This is a genomic window from Blastocatellia bacterium, assembly GCA_035275065.1.
Classification (GTDB): Bacteria; Acidobacteriota; Blastocatellia; order UBA7656; family UBA7656; genus DATENM01.
In genome coordinates this window covers 44527-61679 of the sequence record DATENM010000153.1, presented here as the reverse complement: position 1 = coordinate 61679, position 17153 = coordinate 44527, and the positions used below count along the sequence as shown (strand labels likewise).

At 63.1% G+C, this 17153-nt stretch carries 11 protein-coding genes; 6 read left to right on the top strand and 5 right to left on the bottom strand.

The features are described 5' to 3' along the window. Positions 1-17: 17 nt before the first annotated feature. A complete protein-coding gene (locus VJ464_28330) occupies positions 18-1430 on the top strand; it encodes an MFS transporter (protein ID HKQ09063.1) in 1413 nt (470 codons plus the stop codon). 39 nt (positions 1431-1469) lie between these two features. Beyond that, positions 1470-2909 (top strand): alpha-amylase family glycosyl hydrolase, encoded by a 1440-nt coding sequence (locus VJ464_28325; GenBank protein HKQ09062.1) that lies wholly within the window; start codon positions 1470-1472, stop codon positions 2907-2909. A gap of 4 nt (positions 2910-2913) precedes the next feature. Here the strand turns inward: VJ464_28325 and VJ464_28320 are convergent, their stop codons facing one another. The 3 genes from VJ464_28320 to VJ464_28310 all read right to left on the bottom strand — a co-directional run bounded on the left by VJ464_28320 (position 2914) and on the right by VJ464_28310 (position 7033). Then, the gene (locus VJ464_28320) at positions 2914-4281 is read right to left on the bottom strand and encodes a glucoamylase family protein (GenBank protein ID HKQ09061.1); all 1368 of its coding nucleotides are present in this window, start codon (positions 4279-4281) and stop codon (positions 2914-2916) included. Continuing rightward, positions 4278-4697 (bottom strand): secondary thiamine-phosphate synthase enzyme YjbQ, encoded by a 420-nt coding sequence (locus VJ464_28315; GenBank protein HKQ09060.1) that lies wholly within the window; start codon positions 4695-4697, stop codon positions 4278-4280. The genes VJ464_28320 and VJ464_28315 overlap by 4 nt, the downstream gene beginning before the upstream one ends. A gap of 113 nt (positions 4698-4810) precedes the next feature. Next, positions 4811-7033 (bottom strand): glycoside hydrolase family 3 N-terminal domain-containing protein, encoded by a 2223-nt coding sequence (locus VJ464_28310; protein HKQ09059.1) that lies wholly within the window; start codon positions 7031-7033, stop codon positions 4811-4813. A 131-nt stretch (positions 7034-7164) separates the two neighbouring features. Here VJ464_28310 and VJ464_28305 point away from each other — a divergent pair, with 131 nt between their 5' ends. Further along, positions 7165-8634: a tetratricopeptide repeat protein gene (locus VJ464_28305; protein ID HKQ09058.1), complete on the top strand. Its 1470-nt coding sequence runs from the start codon at positions 7165-7167 to the stop codon at positions 8632-8634. 158 nt (positions 8635-8792) lie between these two features. Here VJ464_28305 and VJ464_28300 read toward each other — a convergent pair whose 3' ends face one another. Together VJ464_28300 and VJ464_28295 are read right to left on the bottom strand one after the other, a co-directional pair. Next, on the bottom strand, positions 8793-12206 hold the full coding sequence (locus tag VJ464_28300) for a TonB-dependent receptor (protein HKQ09057.1): 3414 nt from the start codon (positions 12204-12206) through the stop codon (positions 8793-8795). Positions 12207-12553: 347 nt separating this feature from the next. Further along, a complete protein-coding gene (locus VJ464_28295; protein ID HKQ09056.1) occupies positions 12554-13111 on the bottom strand; it encodes a hypothetical protein in 558 nt (185 codons plus the stop codon). A 173-nt stretch (positions 13112-13284) separates the two neighbouring features. Between VJ464_28295 and VJ464_28290 the strand changes: the two genes are divergently transcribed. From VJ464_28290 to VJ464_28280, 3 genes are all read left to right on the top strand, one after another. Further along, positions 13285-14397 carry a LacI family DNA-binding transcriptional regulator gene (locus VJ464_28290; GenBank protein ID HKQ09055.1) on the top strand — a complete coding sequence of 371 codons (1113 nt, stop codon included), beginning with the start codon at positions 13285-13287 and terminating at the stop codon, positions 14395-14397. A gap of 37 nt (positions 14398-14434) precedes the next feature. Beyond that, positions 14435-15685, top strand: coding sequence for an MFS transporter (locus tag VJ464_28285; GenBank protein HKQ09054.1), 1251 nt, complete (start codon positions 14435-14437; stop codon positions 15683-15685). Between the two features lie 187 nt (positions 15686-15872). After that, a complete protein-coding gene (locus tag VJ464_28280) occupies positions 15873-17150 on the top strand; it encodes a metallophosphoesterase (protein HKQ09053.1) in 1278 nt (425 codons plus the stop codon). The last annotated feature ends 3 nt before the right edge of the window (positions 17151-17153 follow it).

Here is a 17153-nt window from a genome sequence, read left to right as displayed (position 1 = left end):
AAGGAGCCACACTGGGTATGAACAAACCGCGACTGAGCTTCTGGCAAATCTGGAACATGAGCTTCGGCTTTCTCGGCATACAGTTCGGCTGGGCCTTGCAGCTCGGCAATATGAGCGCCATCTACGAACGGCTCGGCGCTAAGCCCGAAGACATCCCGATTCTCTGGCTGGCCGCGCCGCTCACGGGGCTGATCGTGCAGCCGATCATCGGCTCGATGAGCGACCGCACATGGAACCGGATGGGCCGCCGCCGCCCCTACTTTTTGGCCGGCGCGATTCTGGCGAGCGTCGCGCTGTTCATCATGCCGACTTCATCGTCGCTGTGGATGGCCGCCGGGCTGCTCTGGATTTTGGACGCCAGCATCAACATCAGCATGGAGCCGTTTCGCGCTTTCGTCGCCGACAAGCTGAACACGGCGCAGCGCACCGCCGGCTTCGTCATGCAGAGCTTCTTCATCGGCCTGGGCGCGACCTTTGCCGGCTGGCTGCCGCTGCTGTTTGCGAAGTATGGCGTCACCGCTTCGACGGCGAGCGGCATTCCGCTGACGGTGAAGTATGCCTTTCAGCTCGGGGCGGTCGCCTTTCTCATCGCCGTCATCTACACCGTCGTCACCTCGAAAGAGTACCCGCCCGAAGACCTCGAAGCGTTCGAGCGCCACAAGCATGAAAAGAAGGGCATCGCCGCCGGCTTCAACGAAATCATGGAAGCCATCCGCGACATGCCGCAGACCATGAAGCAGCTCGCCGTCGTGCAGCTCTTCACATGGCTGGGGCTGTTCTGCATGTGGCTGTTCTATGTGCCGGCAGTGGCGCGGCGCGTCTTCGGCGCGACCGACCCGAAATCCGACCTCTACACGCAGGGCGTTGAGTGGGGCAACTTCACCTTCTCGTTTTATTCGATCACCTGTTTCGCCATCGCCTTCGCGTTGCCGTGGCTGGCCAGCAAACTGAGCCGCAAGCTGACGCACGCACTTTGTTTGATCTGCGGCAGCGCCGGCCTGCTGTCGGTCTTCGTCATTCAGAACAAATACCTGTTGATCGGCTCGATGATCGGCGTCGGCATCGCCTGGGCTTCGATCCTCTCCATGCCGTACGCGATCCTGTCGGGCGCGCTGCCGGCTGCGCGCATGGGCGTCTACATGGGCGTCTTCAACTTCTTCATCGTCCTGCCCGAGATTTTTCAGGCGCTCACGTTTGGCTGGATCATCCGTCACGTCTTCGGCGAAGGCAATCCGAATAGCCCGCTCTATATGGTCTTCGTCGGCGGTTGCAGCCTGTTGCTGGCCGCCTTGCTGGTGACTCGCGTGAAAGACGTTGCCGATCACGCCGTGCCGGAATCGTTGATCATTGAAGCCGACGCCCACGAGCCATTGAGCGTGCCGGAATCCGCGCAGCCGGTGCCGAGTCCGGGGCTGGTGGATGAGAAGTAACCCGCGCCGCCCGGCTGGTTGACCGCAAACGGAGGCTCCATGCGCAAACCGCTCCGCTCATTCGCCTGTTCGTTCACCGCCGCCATTCTGCTGTTGATCGCTTCGACGCCCGCGGCGCTGGCGCAACGTGACGTAGCGCGCGAAGCGGCCCGCACGTCGCGCGACTGGGTGCGTGATGGCGTCATCTACGAAATCTTCCCGCGCAACTTTTCGTCTCAAGGCAACTTCAATGGCGTCACCGCGCAGCTCGACCGCTTGAAAGAACTGGGCGTGACCATCCTCTGGCTGATGCCCATTCACATCACCGGCGAGGAGAAAAAGAAGGGCAGCATCGGCAGCCCCTACGCGGTGCGCGATTACTATTCGATCAATCCCGCCTATGGCACCAGAGACGATCTCAAGCGGCTGGTCGCTGAAAGCCACCGGCGCGGCTTGAAGGTCATCATCGATATTGTCGCCAATCATACGTCGTGGGATTCGGTGATGATGAAGACGCCGGAGTTTTACCGCCGCGACCAGTCGGGCAAGATTCTCTCGCCCTATGATTGGACGGACGTGGCGGCGTTGAACTACGAGAATGCGAAGCTGCGACAGTATATGACCGAGATGCTGGCCTATTGGCTGCGCGAATTCGACCTCGACGGCTTCCGCTGCGATGTCGCCGGCGAAGTGCCTACGGATTTCTGGGAACAGGCGCGCCGCGAACTGGAGAAGATCAAGCCCGACCTGATGCTGCTGGCCGAATCGTCGAAGCCCGACTTGCTGGTCAAGGCTTTCGACCTCGATTACGGCTGGCCGCTGCACACGGCGCTAACCGAAGTCTTGATGGGCAACCGCCCGGCATCCTTGCTGCGCGAAGTGTGGATGAGCGAGCGCGCCCGCTATCCGCGCGGCGCGCTGCATATGACGATAGCCGACGACCACGACGAGCGCCGCGCCATTGCGCGTTTCGGCGAGCGCGGGGCGCTGGCGGCTGGGGCGCTGATCTTCACGCTCGACGGCGTGCCGCTGATCTACAACGGCATGGAAGCCGGCGACACGACAGAGTCAACCGCGCCCGCCTTGTTTGAACGGCTGCCGATCTTCTGGGCGATTGCCGAGCGCCGGCCCGAGTTCCCGCGCTTTTATAAACAGATCACCGCCCTGCGCGCCGCGCATCCGGCTTTGCGCGACGGCGCGCTTGAATGGCTGCGCAACTCGGACGAAGCCCGCGTCGTCAGTTTCGCGCGCCGCGCCGGCAATGAAGAGCTGATCGTGACGATTAACATGTCGGGCCGTCCGTTCAGTGGCTTTGTCGAAGCGGCGAATGGCGCGGCCTTTGCCGACATCACGCCCGAAACCGGCGCGCCGCTGCTGCCCGGCCAATCCGAGCCGGAGCGCACGGCCACGACGCGCGCGGCGGCGTTGCCCGCGTTGACGCTCGACGCCTGGGGCTTCCGCATCTTTCGCCGGACTATTTCAGTAAGGGACAGGGAATGAATAATCACTTGTAGGGTTGGAGTCCGACTATCTTCATCGCGCGTTCTACCTCAGGGTTGCGCATGAACCAGCGCCAGACATTGCGGCTGCGCAGGTTCTCGGCGCTCAGCAAGGTGATCCCCACATCGATGCCGATGACGTCCGGGTTCACCCAACCGTTGTTCGGGTTGAAGGCGTCTGTGAAGCCATAGCGGCCATAGATGCGCTCGCCAAACTTGTCTTTCATCGTCCGCAGCGCCGGCAAGCTGATCTCCGGCGTGAACATCAGTGATCCGGCAGCCGCGCACGGCACCACCGTGCCGTCAATGGCCGGGTCGCGCGGCGGGCCGCCCCACGCCACATAACCTTTGGCGCTATCGCTCGCCGTGATGCCCCAGATGACGCCCGAATAGCCGGGAAACTCTTTCGCCAGTTTCATGCAGAACAAACGATGCGCCCGCGTCGCCGTCACCGAGTTTTCAAAGTAATCTATGCCCGACGGCGTGCGGTCGCGCCGCCCGCGATAATCAACCCAGGCGTGCGAGTATTGATGGATGAACAGCGGCGCGGCGCTCGCCGCATAACGGTAGCCTTCGAAGGTGATCCAATCGCGCCGCCAGGCGTACCACGCGTCTTTGCTGATCGGGTGCGTCACTGATCCGATGGCGAGCAGATAAAGCATGGTCTCTTCGCTGTAATCCGTCCATCGGCTGTTAAGGAATCCGCTTTCCGGCTTCCACCCATGACTGAGCAGCAAGGGGTGACCCGCGAGCATCCAGCGGAAATCAACGCGCTCATAGATCGCCGTCGCCAGCCGCTTGATCTCGGCATCCTTCTGATAATAGCCGCGCGCCGTCAGCGCGCCGCCGAGCAACAGGGCGGTGTCTATCGAAGAGATTTCGCTTTGCCATCGGCGTTCGCCACTGCCTACGTCCATCCAGTGATAGAACCAGCCGTGCTCGTGGGTGGCGCGCTCGGCAAAGAAGCGCAAGGTCGCCGCCACGCGCTGGCGCGCTTGTGCCGGATCGATCCAGCGCCGCTCGGCGGCGATGCAGAGCGCCGTCAGGCCGAAGCCGGTCGAAGCGATGCTGGCAATCGTGCGGTGGTTTTCGTCCGAGGGCGAGCCGTCGGTCTTCGAGCGATCCAGCACCAGCCCTGTCTGTGGATTGGATTGCTCCCAGAAATAGAGGAAGGCGCGGCGCGACAGGTCTTCCAGAAACGCTTCGTCCTGCGCCGCTAATCTGCCCGAAGCAATCGGGCGCTTAACCTGCGAAGTGGCGCTGGCGACCATCAGCGTGATGATGAATAAACCAACAACCGGGCGGCCTGCGAAGCTTAGGGCGCGCTTCAATGCTATTGTGAGATGAGTGATGAGAATCGAATGGCCGTTCATTCGCCGATGATCTTGACCAGCACGCGCTTGCGCCGCCCGCCGTCGAATTCGCCGTAAAAGATCTGCTCCCACGGACCGAAGTCAAGCCGGCCTTCAGTGATGGCGACGACGACTTCGCGGCCCATCACCTGCCGCTTGAGGTGCGCGTCGCCGTTGTCTTCGCCCGTCAGGTTGTGCCGATAGCGGCCCAACGGCTCGTGCGGCGCCAGTTCTTCGAGCCAGCGGTCGTAATCTTCGTGCAGCCCCGATTCGTCATCGTTGATGAAGACCGAGGCGGTGATGTGCATGGCATTGACCAGCGCCAACCCTTCCTTGATGCCGCTGTCGCGCAGGCACTGTTCGACCTGCGGCGTCAGATTGATGAAGGCGCGTCGCGTGGGCACATTGAACCAGAGTTCTTTGCGATAGCTCTTCATACCCGCCATTATCGCCAAAGATCGGCGGCGAATCCACACGCGGAAGGGGAATTAAACACGGAGACACGGAGACACGGAGACACGGAGATTTCTCCGTGTCTCTGTAGTTATCTTTATTCGACGACTTCAAAGCTCGATTCAAGGCCGCTCGCCGAATCCGCGCCGACCCAGATTTTGAAGGCGCCCGGCTCGACGACGAATTTCATGTCACGGTTATAAAACCCAAGGTGCGCCGGCGTCAGCGTGAACTCGACGCGCCGCCGCTCGCCCGGTTTCAGAGTGATGCGCTCGAACCCTTTCAACTCTTTCACAGGCCGCGTGCGGCTTCCGGCCACGTCGCGGATGTAAAGCTGCGCGACTTCGTCACCAACGCGCTTGCCGATGTTTTCGACTTCGACGCTCACCTTCAGGCTGCCATCGGCTCGGATGCGCGGCGCGCTCAGTTGCAGGTTCGAGAAGCGAAACTGCGTGTAGCTCAAGCCATAGCCGAATGGGTAGAGCGGCGTCCACGGCACATCGATGTACTTCGACGTGTAGGGATTGTTCGGGTCGGGCGGGCGGCCCGTGCTCATATGGTTGTAGTAAAGCGGCACCTGTCCGACAGCGCGCGGGAAGGTTACGGGCAGCTTGCCGCCGGGATTCACGTCGCCGAACAAGACATCGGCAATCGCGTTGCCCGCCTGCGAGCCGGCGAACCATGTTTCAACAATCGCCGGCACATTGTCGGCCAGCCAGTTGATCGACATCGGGCGGCCATTCATCAGCACGACGACGACAGGCTTGCCGGTCGCTTGAATCGCTCGGGCCAGGTCGAGCTGGCGGCCCGGCAGATCAAGTGACGAGCGCGAGCGCGCTTCGCCGCTCATGTCGGCGCTTTCGCCAATGGCCAGCACCACGGCGTCGGATTCATTGGCGACGCGCACGGCCTCGCTGATGCCGTCGCTGCTGTCGCCGGTGAAGTCGCAGCCTCTGGCATAAACGACTTTGGTTTGCGGCGTGACTTTGGCGCGAATGCCTTCGATCAAGGTCACGGCGTCTTCGGCGCGACCGTCGCCCGACCACGAGCCGATCATATCGCGCTGGCTGTCGGCGAGCGGGCCGATGACGGCGAGCTGCCGCGCCGCTTTGTTGAGCGGCAAGACTTCGCGCTCATTCTTCAACAGCACCATTGAGCGCGCTGCGACCTCACGCGCCGCGGCGCGGTTCTCTGCGCTGAAGATCACCGAAGCCTCGCGCCCCTCGTCGGCATAAGGATGCTCGAACAGGCCGAGCCGGAATTTGACGCGCAGGATGCGCCGCACCGCTTCGTCAATCGTCCGCATCGAGACTTTGCCTTCTTTAAGCAGCGCGGCGACGTGCTTGTTGTAGAGGCGGCTGACCATCTCCATATCAACGCCGGCGTTCAACCCCTGTTGCGCGGCGTCGGCTTCGGTGGCGGCGATGCCATGATTCATCAGCTCGCGCACCGACTCGTAATCGCTGACGACGAAGCCATCGAACTTCCACTCGTCGCGCAAAACGCGGGTGAGCGTGAACGGGTTGGCCGAAGTCGGCACGCCGTTCAGATCGTTGAAGGCGCTCATGAAGGTGCCGACGCCCGCATCAACCGCGGCCTTGAACGGCGGAAAGTAGACTTCGCGCAGCGTCCATTCCGAAACGTCTGTGGTATTGTAATCGCGGCCACTTTCCGCCGCGCCGTAGGCGACCCAGTGCTTGGCGCAGGCGACGACCTTCGCCGGGTCGCTGTAATCCTTTCCTTGAAAGCCGAGCACGCGGGCGCGCGCCATCACCGCGCCGAGGTAAGGGTCTTCGCCGGCGCCTTCGCTGATGCGGCCCCAGCGCGCATCGCGGGCGACATCAACCATCGGCGCGAACGTCCAACGCACGCCCGCCGCCGCCGACTCTGCCGCCGCGACGGAAGCGCCGCGCTCGACTGAGGCCGGGTCCCAGCTCGCGACTTCGCCGAGCGAGATGGGAAAGATGGTGCGGTAGCCGTGAATCACATCGAAGCCAAAGAGCAGCGGAATCTTCAGCCGCGATTGCTCGACCGCAACGCGCTGCAATTCGTTGACGCGCTTTGCGCCGCGCACATTGAGCGTCGAGCCGAGCCGCCCCTGGCGCACCATCTCCAGGTGCTCCGGGCGGTATTTGCCGTCGGCCTCGCCGTCGAGAATTTGCAACTGGCCGAGCTTCTCTTCGAGGGTCATCTGTGCCAGCAGCTTGCTGATGCGCTCTTCGATGTGGTCGGGCGGCGCGGCCAGCGAAGGCAGGGAAGGGCTGATCGAGACAATCAATAACAGAGCCGCTGCGAGGCTCTTCGATTTCGCGAACTTCATTGGCGACTCCTCCGAAGGATTGCAGAAGATAAGAGATTGAGCGAATCGTCCACGCGATATGAAAGCCTGTCGGGCTTTCTCGGCAAACCACCCGCCGCTTATACTAGGCGAAGCGACTGAGGCAACGGCGGATGAAGAGACTCGATTCACCAACGCACCAACCCGCAAGGCGCGGCCATACGCTGTACGCTGTCGTGCGCCTTGCCGGGCTCGGCGTTTGTGTCGTCTTCATTTCAATAGGTGCTGCCGCGATGCCGCATCAGCCGGCGACCGCGCCGCAAGCTGAAACGGCGGCGTTGCTGCGCCAGGCGGTCGGCCTATTGCAAGCGGGCCGCCTCGACGAAGCCGAGCCGCTGGTGCGCCGCGCGCTCAGCGCCGCGCCGCAAAATCCCGACGCCCATAACTTGCTCGGCGCCATTCTCGATCAGCGCGGACGCCCGGCGGAAGCCGAGCGCGAATACCGCGAAGCCCTGCGGCTCAACCCTCACTCGATCACCGCGCAAGCCAATCTCGGCGTTCTCTACGCCCGCAGCCATCGCAATGAGCAAGCCATTCAAGCCTTTGAAAGCGTGTTGCGCGCCGCGCCCGATCACCCGCAGGCGACGGCGAATTTGGGCGTGCTCTATGCGGCGCGCGGCGACAACGAGCGCGCCTTGCCGCTGCTCGAACGCGCCAACGCGCAACGGCCCGACCAGTACGAAATCGTCATTAATCTCGGCGTCGTTTATTACCGCTTGCAGCGCCTCGATGAAGCCGCGCGCCTCTTGCGGTCAGCCGCTTTGCTTGCGCCCAATGCCGCCGAGCCGCTTTACTACCTCGGTCTGACGGCGGCGGCGCGCGGCACGACTGACGCGGCCATTGCGCTCTGGCAACAGGCATTAGAGAAGCGCGCGGACTTTGCCGACGCCAGCTTCATGATTGGCGAAGGCTTGCGACAGACGCGCGGCGCGGCGGCGGCAAAAGCCTACTACGAACGGGCGCTCAACGCCGACGCGACGAAGTTCGCCTACTACGCGCGATTGGGCGGCGTTGACTTGCTCCTCGATCAAGGCGAAGCGGCGCTCGACCTATTCGAGCGCGCCGCCCGGCGCTTCCCCGACATCGCCGAAGCGCATTACTTCCTCGGCGTCGCGGCGCGTCGCCAGGGCCTGTTTGATAAAGCCGAAGCGGCGCTGCGCCGGTCGCTGGCGCTCAAGCCGGATAATGCCGACGCGCTGGCGCAACTCGGCTACATCGTCGGCCAGCAGGATCGTCTGAGTGAAGCCGAGCCATTGCTGCGCCGCGCCATCGCGCTCGGCAGCCGTCACATCTATGCGCACTATAATCTCGGTCGCTACCTGGTGAAGCTGCGCCGATACGGCGAAGCCGAACAGGTGCTCGAACGCGCCGCGACGATGAGCCGTGACTGTCCCGAAGTTCACTATCAACTCTTTCTCATCTACGCGCGGCTCAAGCGCCAGGACGACGCCGCGCGCGAGCAAGCCATTTTCAAAGAGCTGCAAGCCGAAGGCTTGACCCGCCAAAAAGATCAAACGTGCGAGCCGGACAACCGCAACCTGCCATCAGCTTTTGAAGGCAAACCCGCCACCGGCAATCAATGATCGAGCCTGGGAGCGCGGGCGTCTCGCCCGCCAGTCTTTCGCATTCGAGAAGTTGCGGGCAAGCTGCCCGCGCTCCCAGGTCTCAATGCCATTCTAAAAAAATGGGCGTGACCGGACGGGCTTGCGGCCCATTCGCTCACGCCCCGTGAGGTTACCAGCTAGAAGCTGAAGCGCGCTTGCAGTTCGATGACGCGACCCGCCAGCGCCGAGGTTGCGCGACCGAAGCTCACATTCTTGACATCAGTGCTGGGACTGAAGAACCCGAACGACGAGAGGTTCAGGATGTTGAAAGCGTTGAAGAAATTCGCTCGCAGCTCAAGCGCCGCGTTTTCGCCGAGCGCGTGGAAGCTCGGCAAGCCCGTGCGCTTGACCAGGCTCAGGTCAATGTTGCGATAGCGCGGCCCGCGAAAGACGTTGCGCCCGATTCCTGGCGGGCGGTTGCCGGGGTCTGTGGTGTCAAAAAAGCGCTGGCCGCCGCCGGGGAAGTTGCCACCCAAATCCATAAACGTCTGATTGTCTGTGCGGTCCAACGCGCCGCCGAAATACTGTGCAGGGCGCGACGGACAGAGCACCGCCCCGCCCGGCGTGCTGATGCAATTGCCGATCAGCGGCGTCCATGGGAAACCTGTGTGCGCCGTCAGGATGCCATTGATCTGCCAGCCGCCGAGCACCTTGCCAACCCAGTCTTTGCGGGTGCGGAAGATCGGCAAGTCCCACAGCCCTGTCATCACGAAATGGTGCCGCACGTCGTAATCCGACGGGCCGCGCTCCTGGCGCAGGTCTTGCGGATATGTCTGATTGGTTACAAATCCCGGCCCTTCGTACGACAGCGTGTCAATGCTCTTGCTCCAGCGATACATCGCATCAATCTGGAAGCCCTGCGTGAACTGCTTGGTGACGCGCAGATTCATGCCGTTGTAATTGGCATTGACGTCCGGCGTCGGGAAGTAGACGGCGAAGAACGAAGGGTTGTTCGGGTAGAGGTAGTTCTGATTGACCAGCCGCAACAGCTTATGCGACGAGCTGCCTTGATAACCCGCGCTGCCGACGACGTGCCACGGCAGATCGTACTGCACCTCTAGCGAGTAGGTGTAGACGTAAGGGTTCGGCACTTCGGGTGGCGCGCCGTAGATTTCGACGGGAGGGCCGTTGGGCGCGCCGGTCGCCGGGTTGAGGCCCTGCGCCAGCGCCGGGTTGACCGGGTAGCTGAAGGGCGAGTTGGTGGCGCCGAGGGCGTAGAGAATCTGTCCGTTGGCGAATGGCGGCGCCCATTCTTCGCCGCCCGCCGCGCCCGCGCCGCCGCAGCAGATGTTGTAGCGCGCAAAGAACGGCGGGTTGCCGCGCGAGTTCAGAAACGGCGCTGACGGATGGCGGTTGAAGCTGACGCCGAAGCCGCCGCGCCAGACCATCTTGTTCTCAAAGCGCGTTGGCGACCACGCGAAGCCGAGGCGCGGCGCGAAGTTGTTGCGGTCGGGCTTCCATAGCTCGTCAACCACGACGACTTTGGAATCGGCCAGCCCATTGGCGCCGAATTGCAGATTGCTCAGCGAGCCGTTCTTCTCGCGCAGCGGCGTGAAGTATTCGTAGCGCAGGCCGAGGTTGAGAGTGAGGTTGGGCCGGAACTTGAAGTCATCCTGAAAAAAGCCCGCGTAATCTTTGGTGCGGAAGTAGCGCTGCGCGTCGGCAGGCAGTCCCGTGACCGGGTCGGCGTTGATGGCTTCAAAGATCGGCGTATCGTTCGCCAGATTCCACAGGCCGGAGAAGGAATAGATCGGACGCGCGCCGCCCGCCAGGTTGTTGTTGCTCTGCTCCCAGCGGATGTCGAGGCCATACTTCATCGCGTGGCGACCGACGATGTTGCTGAGGGTGTCGCGGAAGTTGAAGGTGTTTTCGGCGAAGACGCCCGGCGTCGCTTCGCCGCGCGGCGCGCCAAAGCGTATGCGGTCGAACGGCAAGCCTTCGACTTCGATGCGCGGGATGCCGAAGTTGGCATCCGGGTTATCCTGAATCTCGTTATAGCCGAAGCGCGCGAAGTTGAAGCGCGCCTCGTTGAGCATGGTGGGCTTCAGCGTGTGAATCCAGGTCATCGTGATGGCCGGATTGGTGCGATTGGAATTGATGTCGCCAATAGGCCGGCTGCGGCCCGCCGGGTCGCTGGTCAAGCCCTTGAAGTGCGTGATGTAGGTGCTGAAGGCGAATGTATCGCTGGCCCCGAGATTATAGTCGGAGCGGAAGTTGTACTGATCGCCATGCACCTGGCCGGGAGCAGCGAGCAACGCAAAGAGGATGTCGGGAATGTTGTCGAGGCCGCCGCCCGTCGGCATGCTGAATGGCACATAGTGGCCGACCGTGCCGAACGGCGAGCCGATGTCGAGGCCGCCGGGAAGCACGCGGCAGGCGCGGTCAGGCACCGCCGTGCAATCACGCGGAATGATCGCGACAATGCGCGGCTCTAGCCCCGGCGTCTTGAAGACCTGCGCGGTGATGCTGTTCGGGCTGCGGCTGATGACGAGCTGGCGATACTCCGGCGTTTCGATGAAGCTCTGGAAGTAATTCGTCGTGTTGTTGCGCAACCCTTCGTAGCTGAAAAAGAAGAAGAGCTTGTCTTTGATGACCGGGCCGCCGACGCTGCCGCCGAACTGGCGGAAGAGGTCGTTGACGCGCACGCGCGGCGCGTTGTCGGGACCGTTCCACTTGTTAAAAGCGTTCAGCTTCGGCGAGTCATACTTGAAGAAGGCGCTGCCGTGCAGCTCGTTGGTGCCGTTCTGCGAAACGACTTTGATCTGCGCGCCGCTGTTGCGCCCTTCTTCGGCAGAGTAGGTGCTCGAAGAGACCTGAATCTCTTTGACCGATTCCTGATTCGGAGTGATGACCGCCGCGCCGCCCCAGGTCTGGCTGTTGACGCTGACGCCATCGATCATGAAGTTGTTGGCCGACAGGCGCTGGCCGTTGGCTGAAATAGGCACCTGATTTTCGGTTTGAAAGATCGAGTTGTTCGAGCCGCCCGGCCCGGTCGTGTTCGGCAAGCCGACGGAGCCGCCGGTGCCGCCGCGCGCGCCGTCGCCAAAGACGCCCGGCGTCAGGCGGATCAGCTCGTACGGGTCGCGCCCGACCTGCGGGATGCGCAGAATCTCCTGGCGCGTGATGCCGCGTGTGACGTCGGCGTTCTCTGTTTGCAAGGGCGCGACTTCGGCGCCCGCCGTCACGGTCACCGACTCGGTGACCTGACCGGCTTCGAGTTTCAGGTCAACGCCGCGCGGCTCTTCAGCACTGACGGTGACGTTTTCGATGACCGCCTTCTTGAAACCGGCGAGCTCTGCCGTCACCGTGTAGCGGCCCGGCGGCAGCCCCGTGACGCGATAGAAGCCGTCGTCGGTGGTCGTCGTGGCTTGGGCTTTGTTGGTCTCCAGGTTGGTGACGGTGACGGTGGCGCCGCTCACGACTGCGCCGGAATTGTCGGTCACTGTGCCTTGAATGCTGGCTTTGAATTGCGCGCTCGCCGTCAGGCTGATCAACAACAGCAGCAGGCTGCTTGCGGCGAGGCGACGAAGAGAGCGGAATCTGCAACGCATGGCGAAATCCTCCGATGGCAGAAATGGCAATTGGTCGTCGGCTTGGAAGGCAGCCGCGACCCCGGGCACCGTCCAGGCAATGCGGTTCGGGCCGACCTGTGCGCACGGCTCAAGGCCGTTGATGGCAGGTGATTTCGGCGATCTGGGCGCCGGTCTCAGTCACGGTGGTCGGCTTCGTTCGTCTGTGTTTTCAAATTACTAAATCGATTTAGTAAAGCGCCACCAGCGTAGCACCGGCGTCTTTTGTCGTCAAGCAGATTCTGTGCGAAGGCGGCCCCGGTCGGCGCGAAGCAGGAGAGCGAGAATGCCTGCTCGCTCATGCCGCAAAGAAGAGCCGCCCCGCTTGCTTACCAACAGCTCACGTCGGGGCCGTAGTCGATGATGTAGTCGCTGAGGTCCAGCGGATAGGACACATATCCGGAGGGGAGAATGAACTCATACCCGGTAAGCCCCTTGCGCTGGTCCATGAAGTAGACGTTGTAGTAGTCCGGCGGGATGTAGTCGTAGTACGACCACAACCACATCACCTGCACCTTCAAGTGGGAGCCGGGCGAGGTGGAGATGTTGAGGACCACGTGCTTGTTGTCGATGGCGTAGCTTCCCATGTCCGTTCCGCCGCTGAGGCAGTACACGTAAGGGACATCGCTCCCGCACGTCCTCCCGCTGTCGAACTGTGTCTGCGGGCACGTAGAGGCGTCGCCGCGGATCTGGACCCAGTTGGCGTTCGGCATGGTGAACGTTGCGCCGCAGGGCCCGGTCCACCCACAGCAGACCGACTGGTTGACTCGACAGCCCGCCTCTGCCCTCTGCAACACGGGGTTGCTTGTGCCGCCAGGCATGACCGAGGCGACCATGAGGGCCGCGCACGCGATGACGGCGGCCAGGATTTTTCTAATGCTCATCATCGGCTATTCCTCCTGTTCATTAGGTATGGCGGCGCCTAACCGCTTGCCGGAGCATTATATTGCAGACGCGCGCCGCCCGCCAGATGGTTGTTGCTCTGCTCCCAGCGGATGTCGAGGCCATACTTCTCAGGCTATGCTTGCGTTGCTCATGCGGTTGTGCGAAACTGCGGGCTATGCCGCGGAAGCGCCGCCCCGACGCCGGCAAAACACACGCACCGCCCGACAAACGTCCCGTCAGCTTGAAAGAGCTGGCGGCGCACCTTGGCCTGTCGCCAAGCACGCTGTCGCTGGTCTTGAACGAACGGCCCGCGGCTAGCGCGATTCCGCAAGCGACCAGAGATCGCATCTTTGCGGCGGCGCGGGGCTTGAATTACCGGCCGCACTTCATGGCGCGCAGCCTGCGCATGCAGCGCAGCCACACGCTCGGCGTGCTGGTGCCGGAGATCAGCGGCGGCTACACCGCCGAAGTGATGAGCGGCATCGAAGAGCATCTGCTCAAGGCCGGCTATTTCACCATCATCGCCTGCCACCGCCATAAGCCGGAGTTACTCGACGGCTACCCGAAGCTCTTCGTTGACCGTTGCGTCGAGGGCATGATCGCCGTCGATACGCCGTGCCGCGCCGAGATGCCGCTGCCGGTGGCGTCTGTCTCTGGCCACGACGATGTCAGGGGCGTCACCAACATCGTGCTGAATCACGCGACGGCGGCGCGGCTGGCCTTGCGCCACCTGTATGATCTCGGCCACCGGCGCATCGCCGTCATTAAAGGCCAGACCTTCAGCAGCGACACACAGGTGCGCTGGGGTTCGATCCGCGCCGCCGCCCGCGCGCTTGGCATCACGATTCCCGCGAGCCTGGTCGCGCAGCTCGAAAGCGATTCGCCGTCGCCCGGAGTCGGCTACGTGGCGGTGCAGAAGCTGCTGCGGTCGAGCGAGCCGTTCACGGCGCTCTTCGCCTTTAACGACGTATCGGCCATCGGCGCCATTCATGCGTTGCAGGAGGCGGGCCGCCGCGTCCCCGAAGAGGTTTCGGTCGTCGGCTTTGACGATGTCGACAACGCGGCGTTTTATAACCCGGCGCTGACGACGATCCGCCAGCCGCTCAGAGAGATGGGCAGGCTGGCGGCAGAGACTCTGCTGGCGCGCATCAACCAGGGCGCGGGCGCGGCGTTCCCTGAGCTGGTCATGGTCGAGCCAGAGTTGATCGTTCGACAATCCACGACGCGGGCGGCGCATGTGATCGCCGTGCGCCCGCGCGCCCGCAAACGACTCGGCGCCGGCATGTAATCAGCACAACATTTCGCTGCCGCCTTCGTCCACCCAGATGCCACGCGCTCATCCAACTTTTCCGACCACTGTCAGCCGGCAAGTTTCGCTGGTCGCTTACATCGGCTTCGCGCTGACCGGCATCGTCACGACCATGCTCGGGCCGCTGCTGCCGGCGTTGAAAGTGCGCTGGGGGCTGACAGACGCGCAAGCCGGTTACCTCTTCGCGGCGCAGTTCGCGGCTTCTGTGATTAGCACGATGCTGCTGCCGGCGATCATTGCGCGGCTTGGGTTCTTGCAGACGATAGCGGTCAGTTACCTGTTGATGGCGGCGGGTGTCGCCGGCGTCGGCGCAAGCTCCTGGGCGTTCGGGCTGCCGGCGGTGAGCGTTTACGGATTCGCGCTGGGGCTGGCAATGCCCGCGACCAACCTGTTGATCTCTGAAACTCGTGGTGCGCGGCGCGCGGCGGCGCTCAACATTTTGAACTTCGTCTGGTGCATCGGCGCGGTCGCCTGCCCCTTGCTGTTGATGGTCGCGGCGCGCGACAACCGCACGGCTGTGCCGATGCTCACGCTGGGCGTGATTCTCGCGGCCACCGGCGCGTGGCTCTGGCAGAGCCGCGCGCAGAGCGCGTCGCGCCATGCCGGCGCAGGCATCCATGTTGACCGGCGAGCCAATCAAGCGTTTGCCAAAGACGCGCAAGCGCCCGCCGCACGGCGTGTCTGGCGCAGCGGCTTTGCTTACGTTCTGGCGGCTTTCGTCTTTTTATATGTCGGCGCGGAAAACAGCATCAGCGGCTGGATTGGCGCTTACACCAAGCGCACGAATGCCGAGATGGCGGCGCTCTATTCTCTGCCGCAGGCGGTCTTCTGGGCGGCCTTGATGACCGGGCGGTTGCTGGCGCCGGTATGGCTGCGCCGCTTGAGCGAAGAGCGGCTGGTGTTGCTTACGGCGGTGGTTTCGCTGCTCGGCATCCTGCTGTTGCGCGGGACGACGGCAACGGTCGGCTTGCTCGGCGGCGCCGGTCTGGCGGGCCTGGGGTTTGCGGCTATCTACCCGACGACGATTGCCGTGTTTCTGAAAACCTTCGGCGAGCGGGCGGCGGCGAGCGCCGCGCCGATCTTTGCGACGGGCGGCCTGGGCGGCGCGGTCATCCCGTCGCTGGTCGGCACGGTGTCTGATCGCTATGCCAGCCTGCGCGCCGGCCTGCTCGTGCCGCTGGTTGTCAATGTCATGCTCGTCGCTTTGCAGATCGCCATCATCGCCGTGCTCATGCGTCGCCCGCGTTCGGCATCCCACATGAGTTAGGCTATGATGTAGCGCAAGGCGGTTAGATTGCGCAGCGACTCGCGCAATCTAACCGCCTTGCGCTACAGGGTAAACCTAATTGCAATCCGCATCTAAGCCTGCGAGTCAACGAATCGCCTTGCCGGGCGTAGCCCAGACGGTATCATGAAGAGGGCGGCGGTGGCCGCCGACACGCGAGCGAGAAACCATGACAGAATTCCTGCTGCTAGTCAGCGCGACATCTTCCATCTTCATTGTGCGGGTGATCGCGGCGTTAATCTTTGTCGCCGTGCAGTGGGTGGTGCTGCGCGCTTTCCTGCGCATCCTGCGCTCGATGGGCTTTACCGAGCGCCGCGAGAAGCTGGCCGTGGCCACGGCGCTGGCGCTGTTCGCCTTCATCAACGCGCCGCTCCTGTGGTTCATCGCCGAGACCTTCATCAGCCCGCGCTCGTTCCTGCTCTACGAGCCGGCAGCGGGCTACGAAAGGATTGTGCGGCCCTTCTCGTACCTGTTCTTCATCTGGATGATCGGCTCGTTCTTCTTTGTCGCCGCGGCGCCGCTGGCCATGTCAGCGTATGCCGCCGTGCAGTTCTTTCGGCGCAAGCGCGGCGCTGAGCTTGATAGCCCCGCGCCGGCAATCGATCTATCGCGCCGCCGCTTCCTGCAAGTGATGCTGCTGGCCGCCGCCTCCATGCCGTTTGCGCTGTCGGCGTATGGCGCGGTGGCCGCGCGCTCGCGCAAAGTCGTCGAGCGCGTCGTCGTTCGCATCCCCGGCCTGCCGCCGCCGCTCGACGGGTTCACCATCGTGCAGATGAGCGACATTCACGCCGGCTTTTTCATGAAAGAGTCGGCGATGCGCGAGTACGTCGAGATCGCCAACTCACTTGAGCCCGACATTGTGGCGCTGACCGGCGATTTCGTCGCCACCGACCAGAGTCAAGTCGAGCCGTTCATGCGGGCGATGGCGGCGCTCAGGACTCGGCGCGGCGTTTACGGTTGTCTCGGCAATCACGATATGTTTACCGGCTCTGAAGAAGAGCTGGAGCGCCGCTTTCGCGCCGCCGGCTTCAAGCTGCTGCGCAGCGCCAATGAATTGCTCGACGTGAACGGCGCGACGCTCAACATCATCGGCGTAGACTTTATCAGTGGCCGCGCCCGTGACCTCATGCTCGACCAGGCGTTGCGCGGCATCCGCCTCGACGGCACGACCTTGCTCTTGCTGCACGCGCCGTACAGCTTTCCACAGGCGGCGACGAAAGGCATTCACCTTACCTTATCCGGCCACACGCACGGCGGCCAGATTGCGCTGACGCTCGGCGACATGATCCTGACGCCGGCGCGGCTCTCGACCGTCTTTCTTGCGGGGCTTTATAAGATCGGCGACTCGCAGCTCTACGTCAATCGCGGGCTGGGGACCACAGGGCCGCCCATCCGCATCGGCGCGCCGCCGGAAATCACTCACCTGACGCTGAAGGCCGTTGAGTAGTGT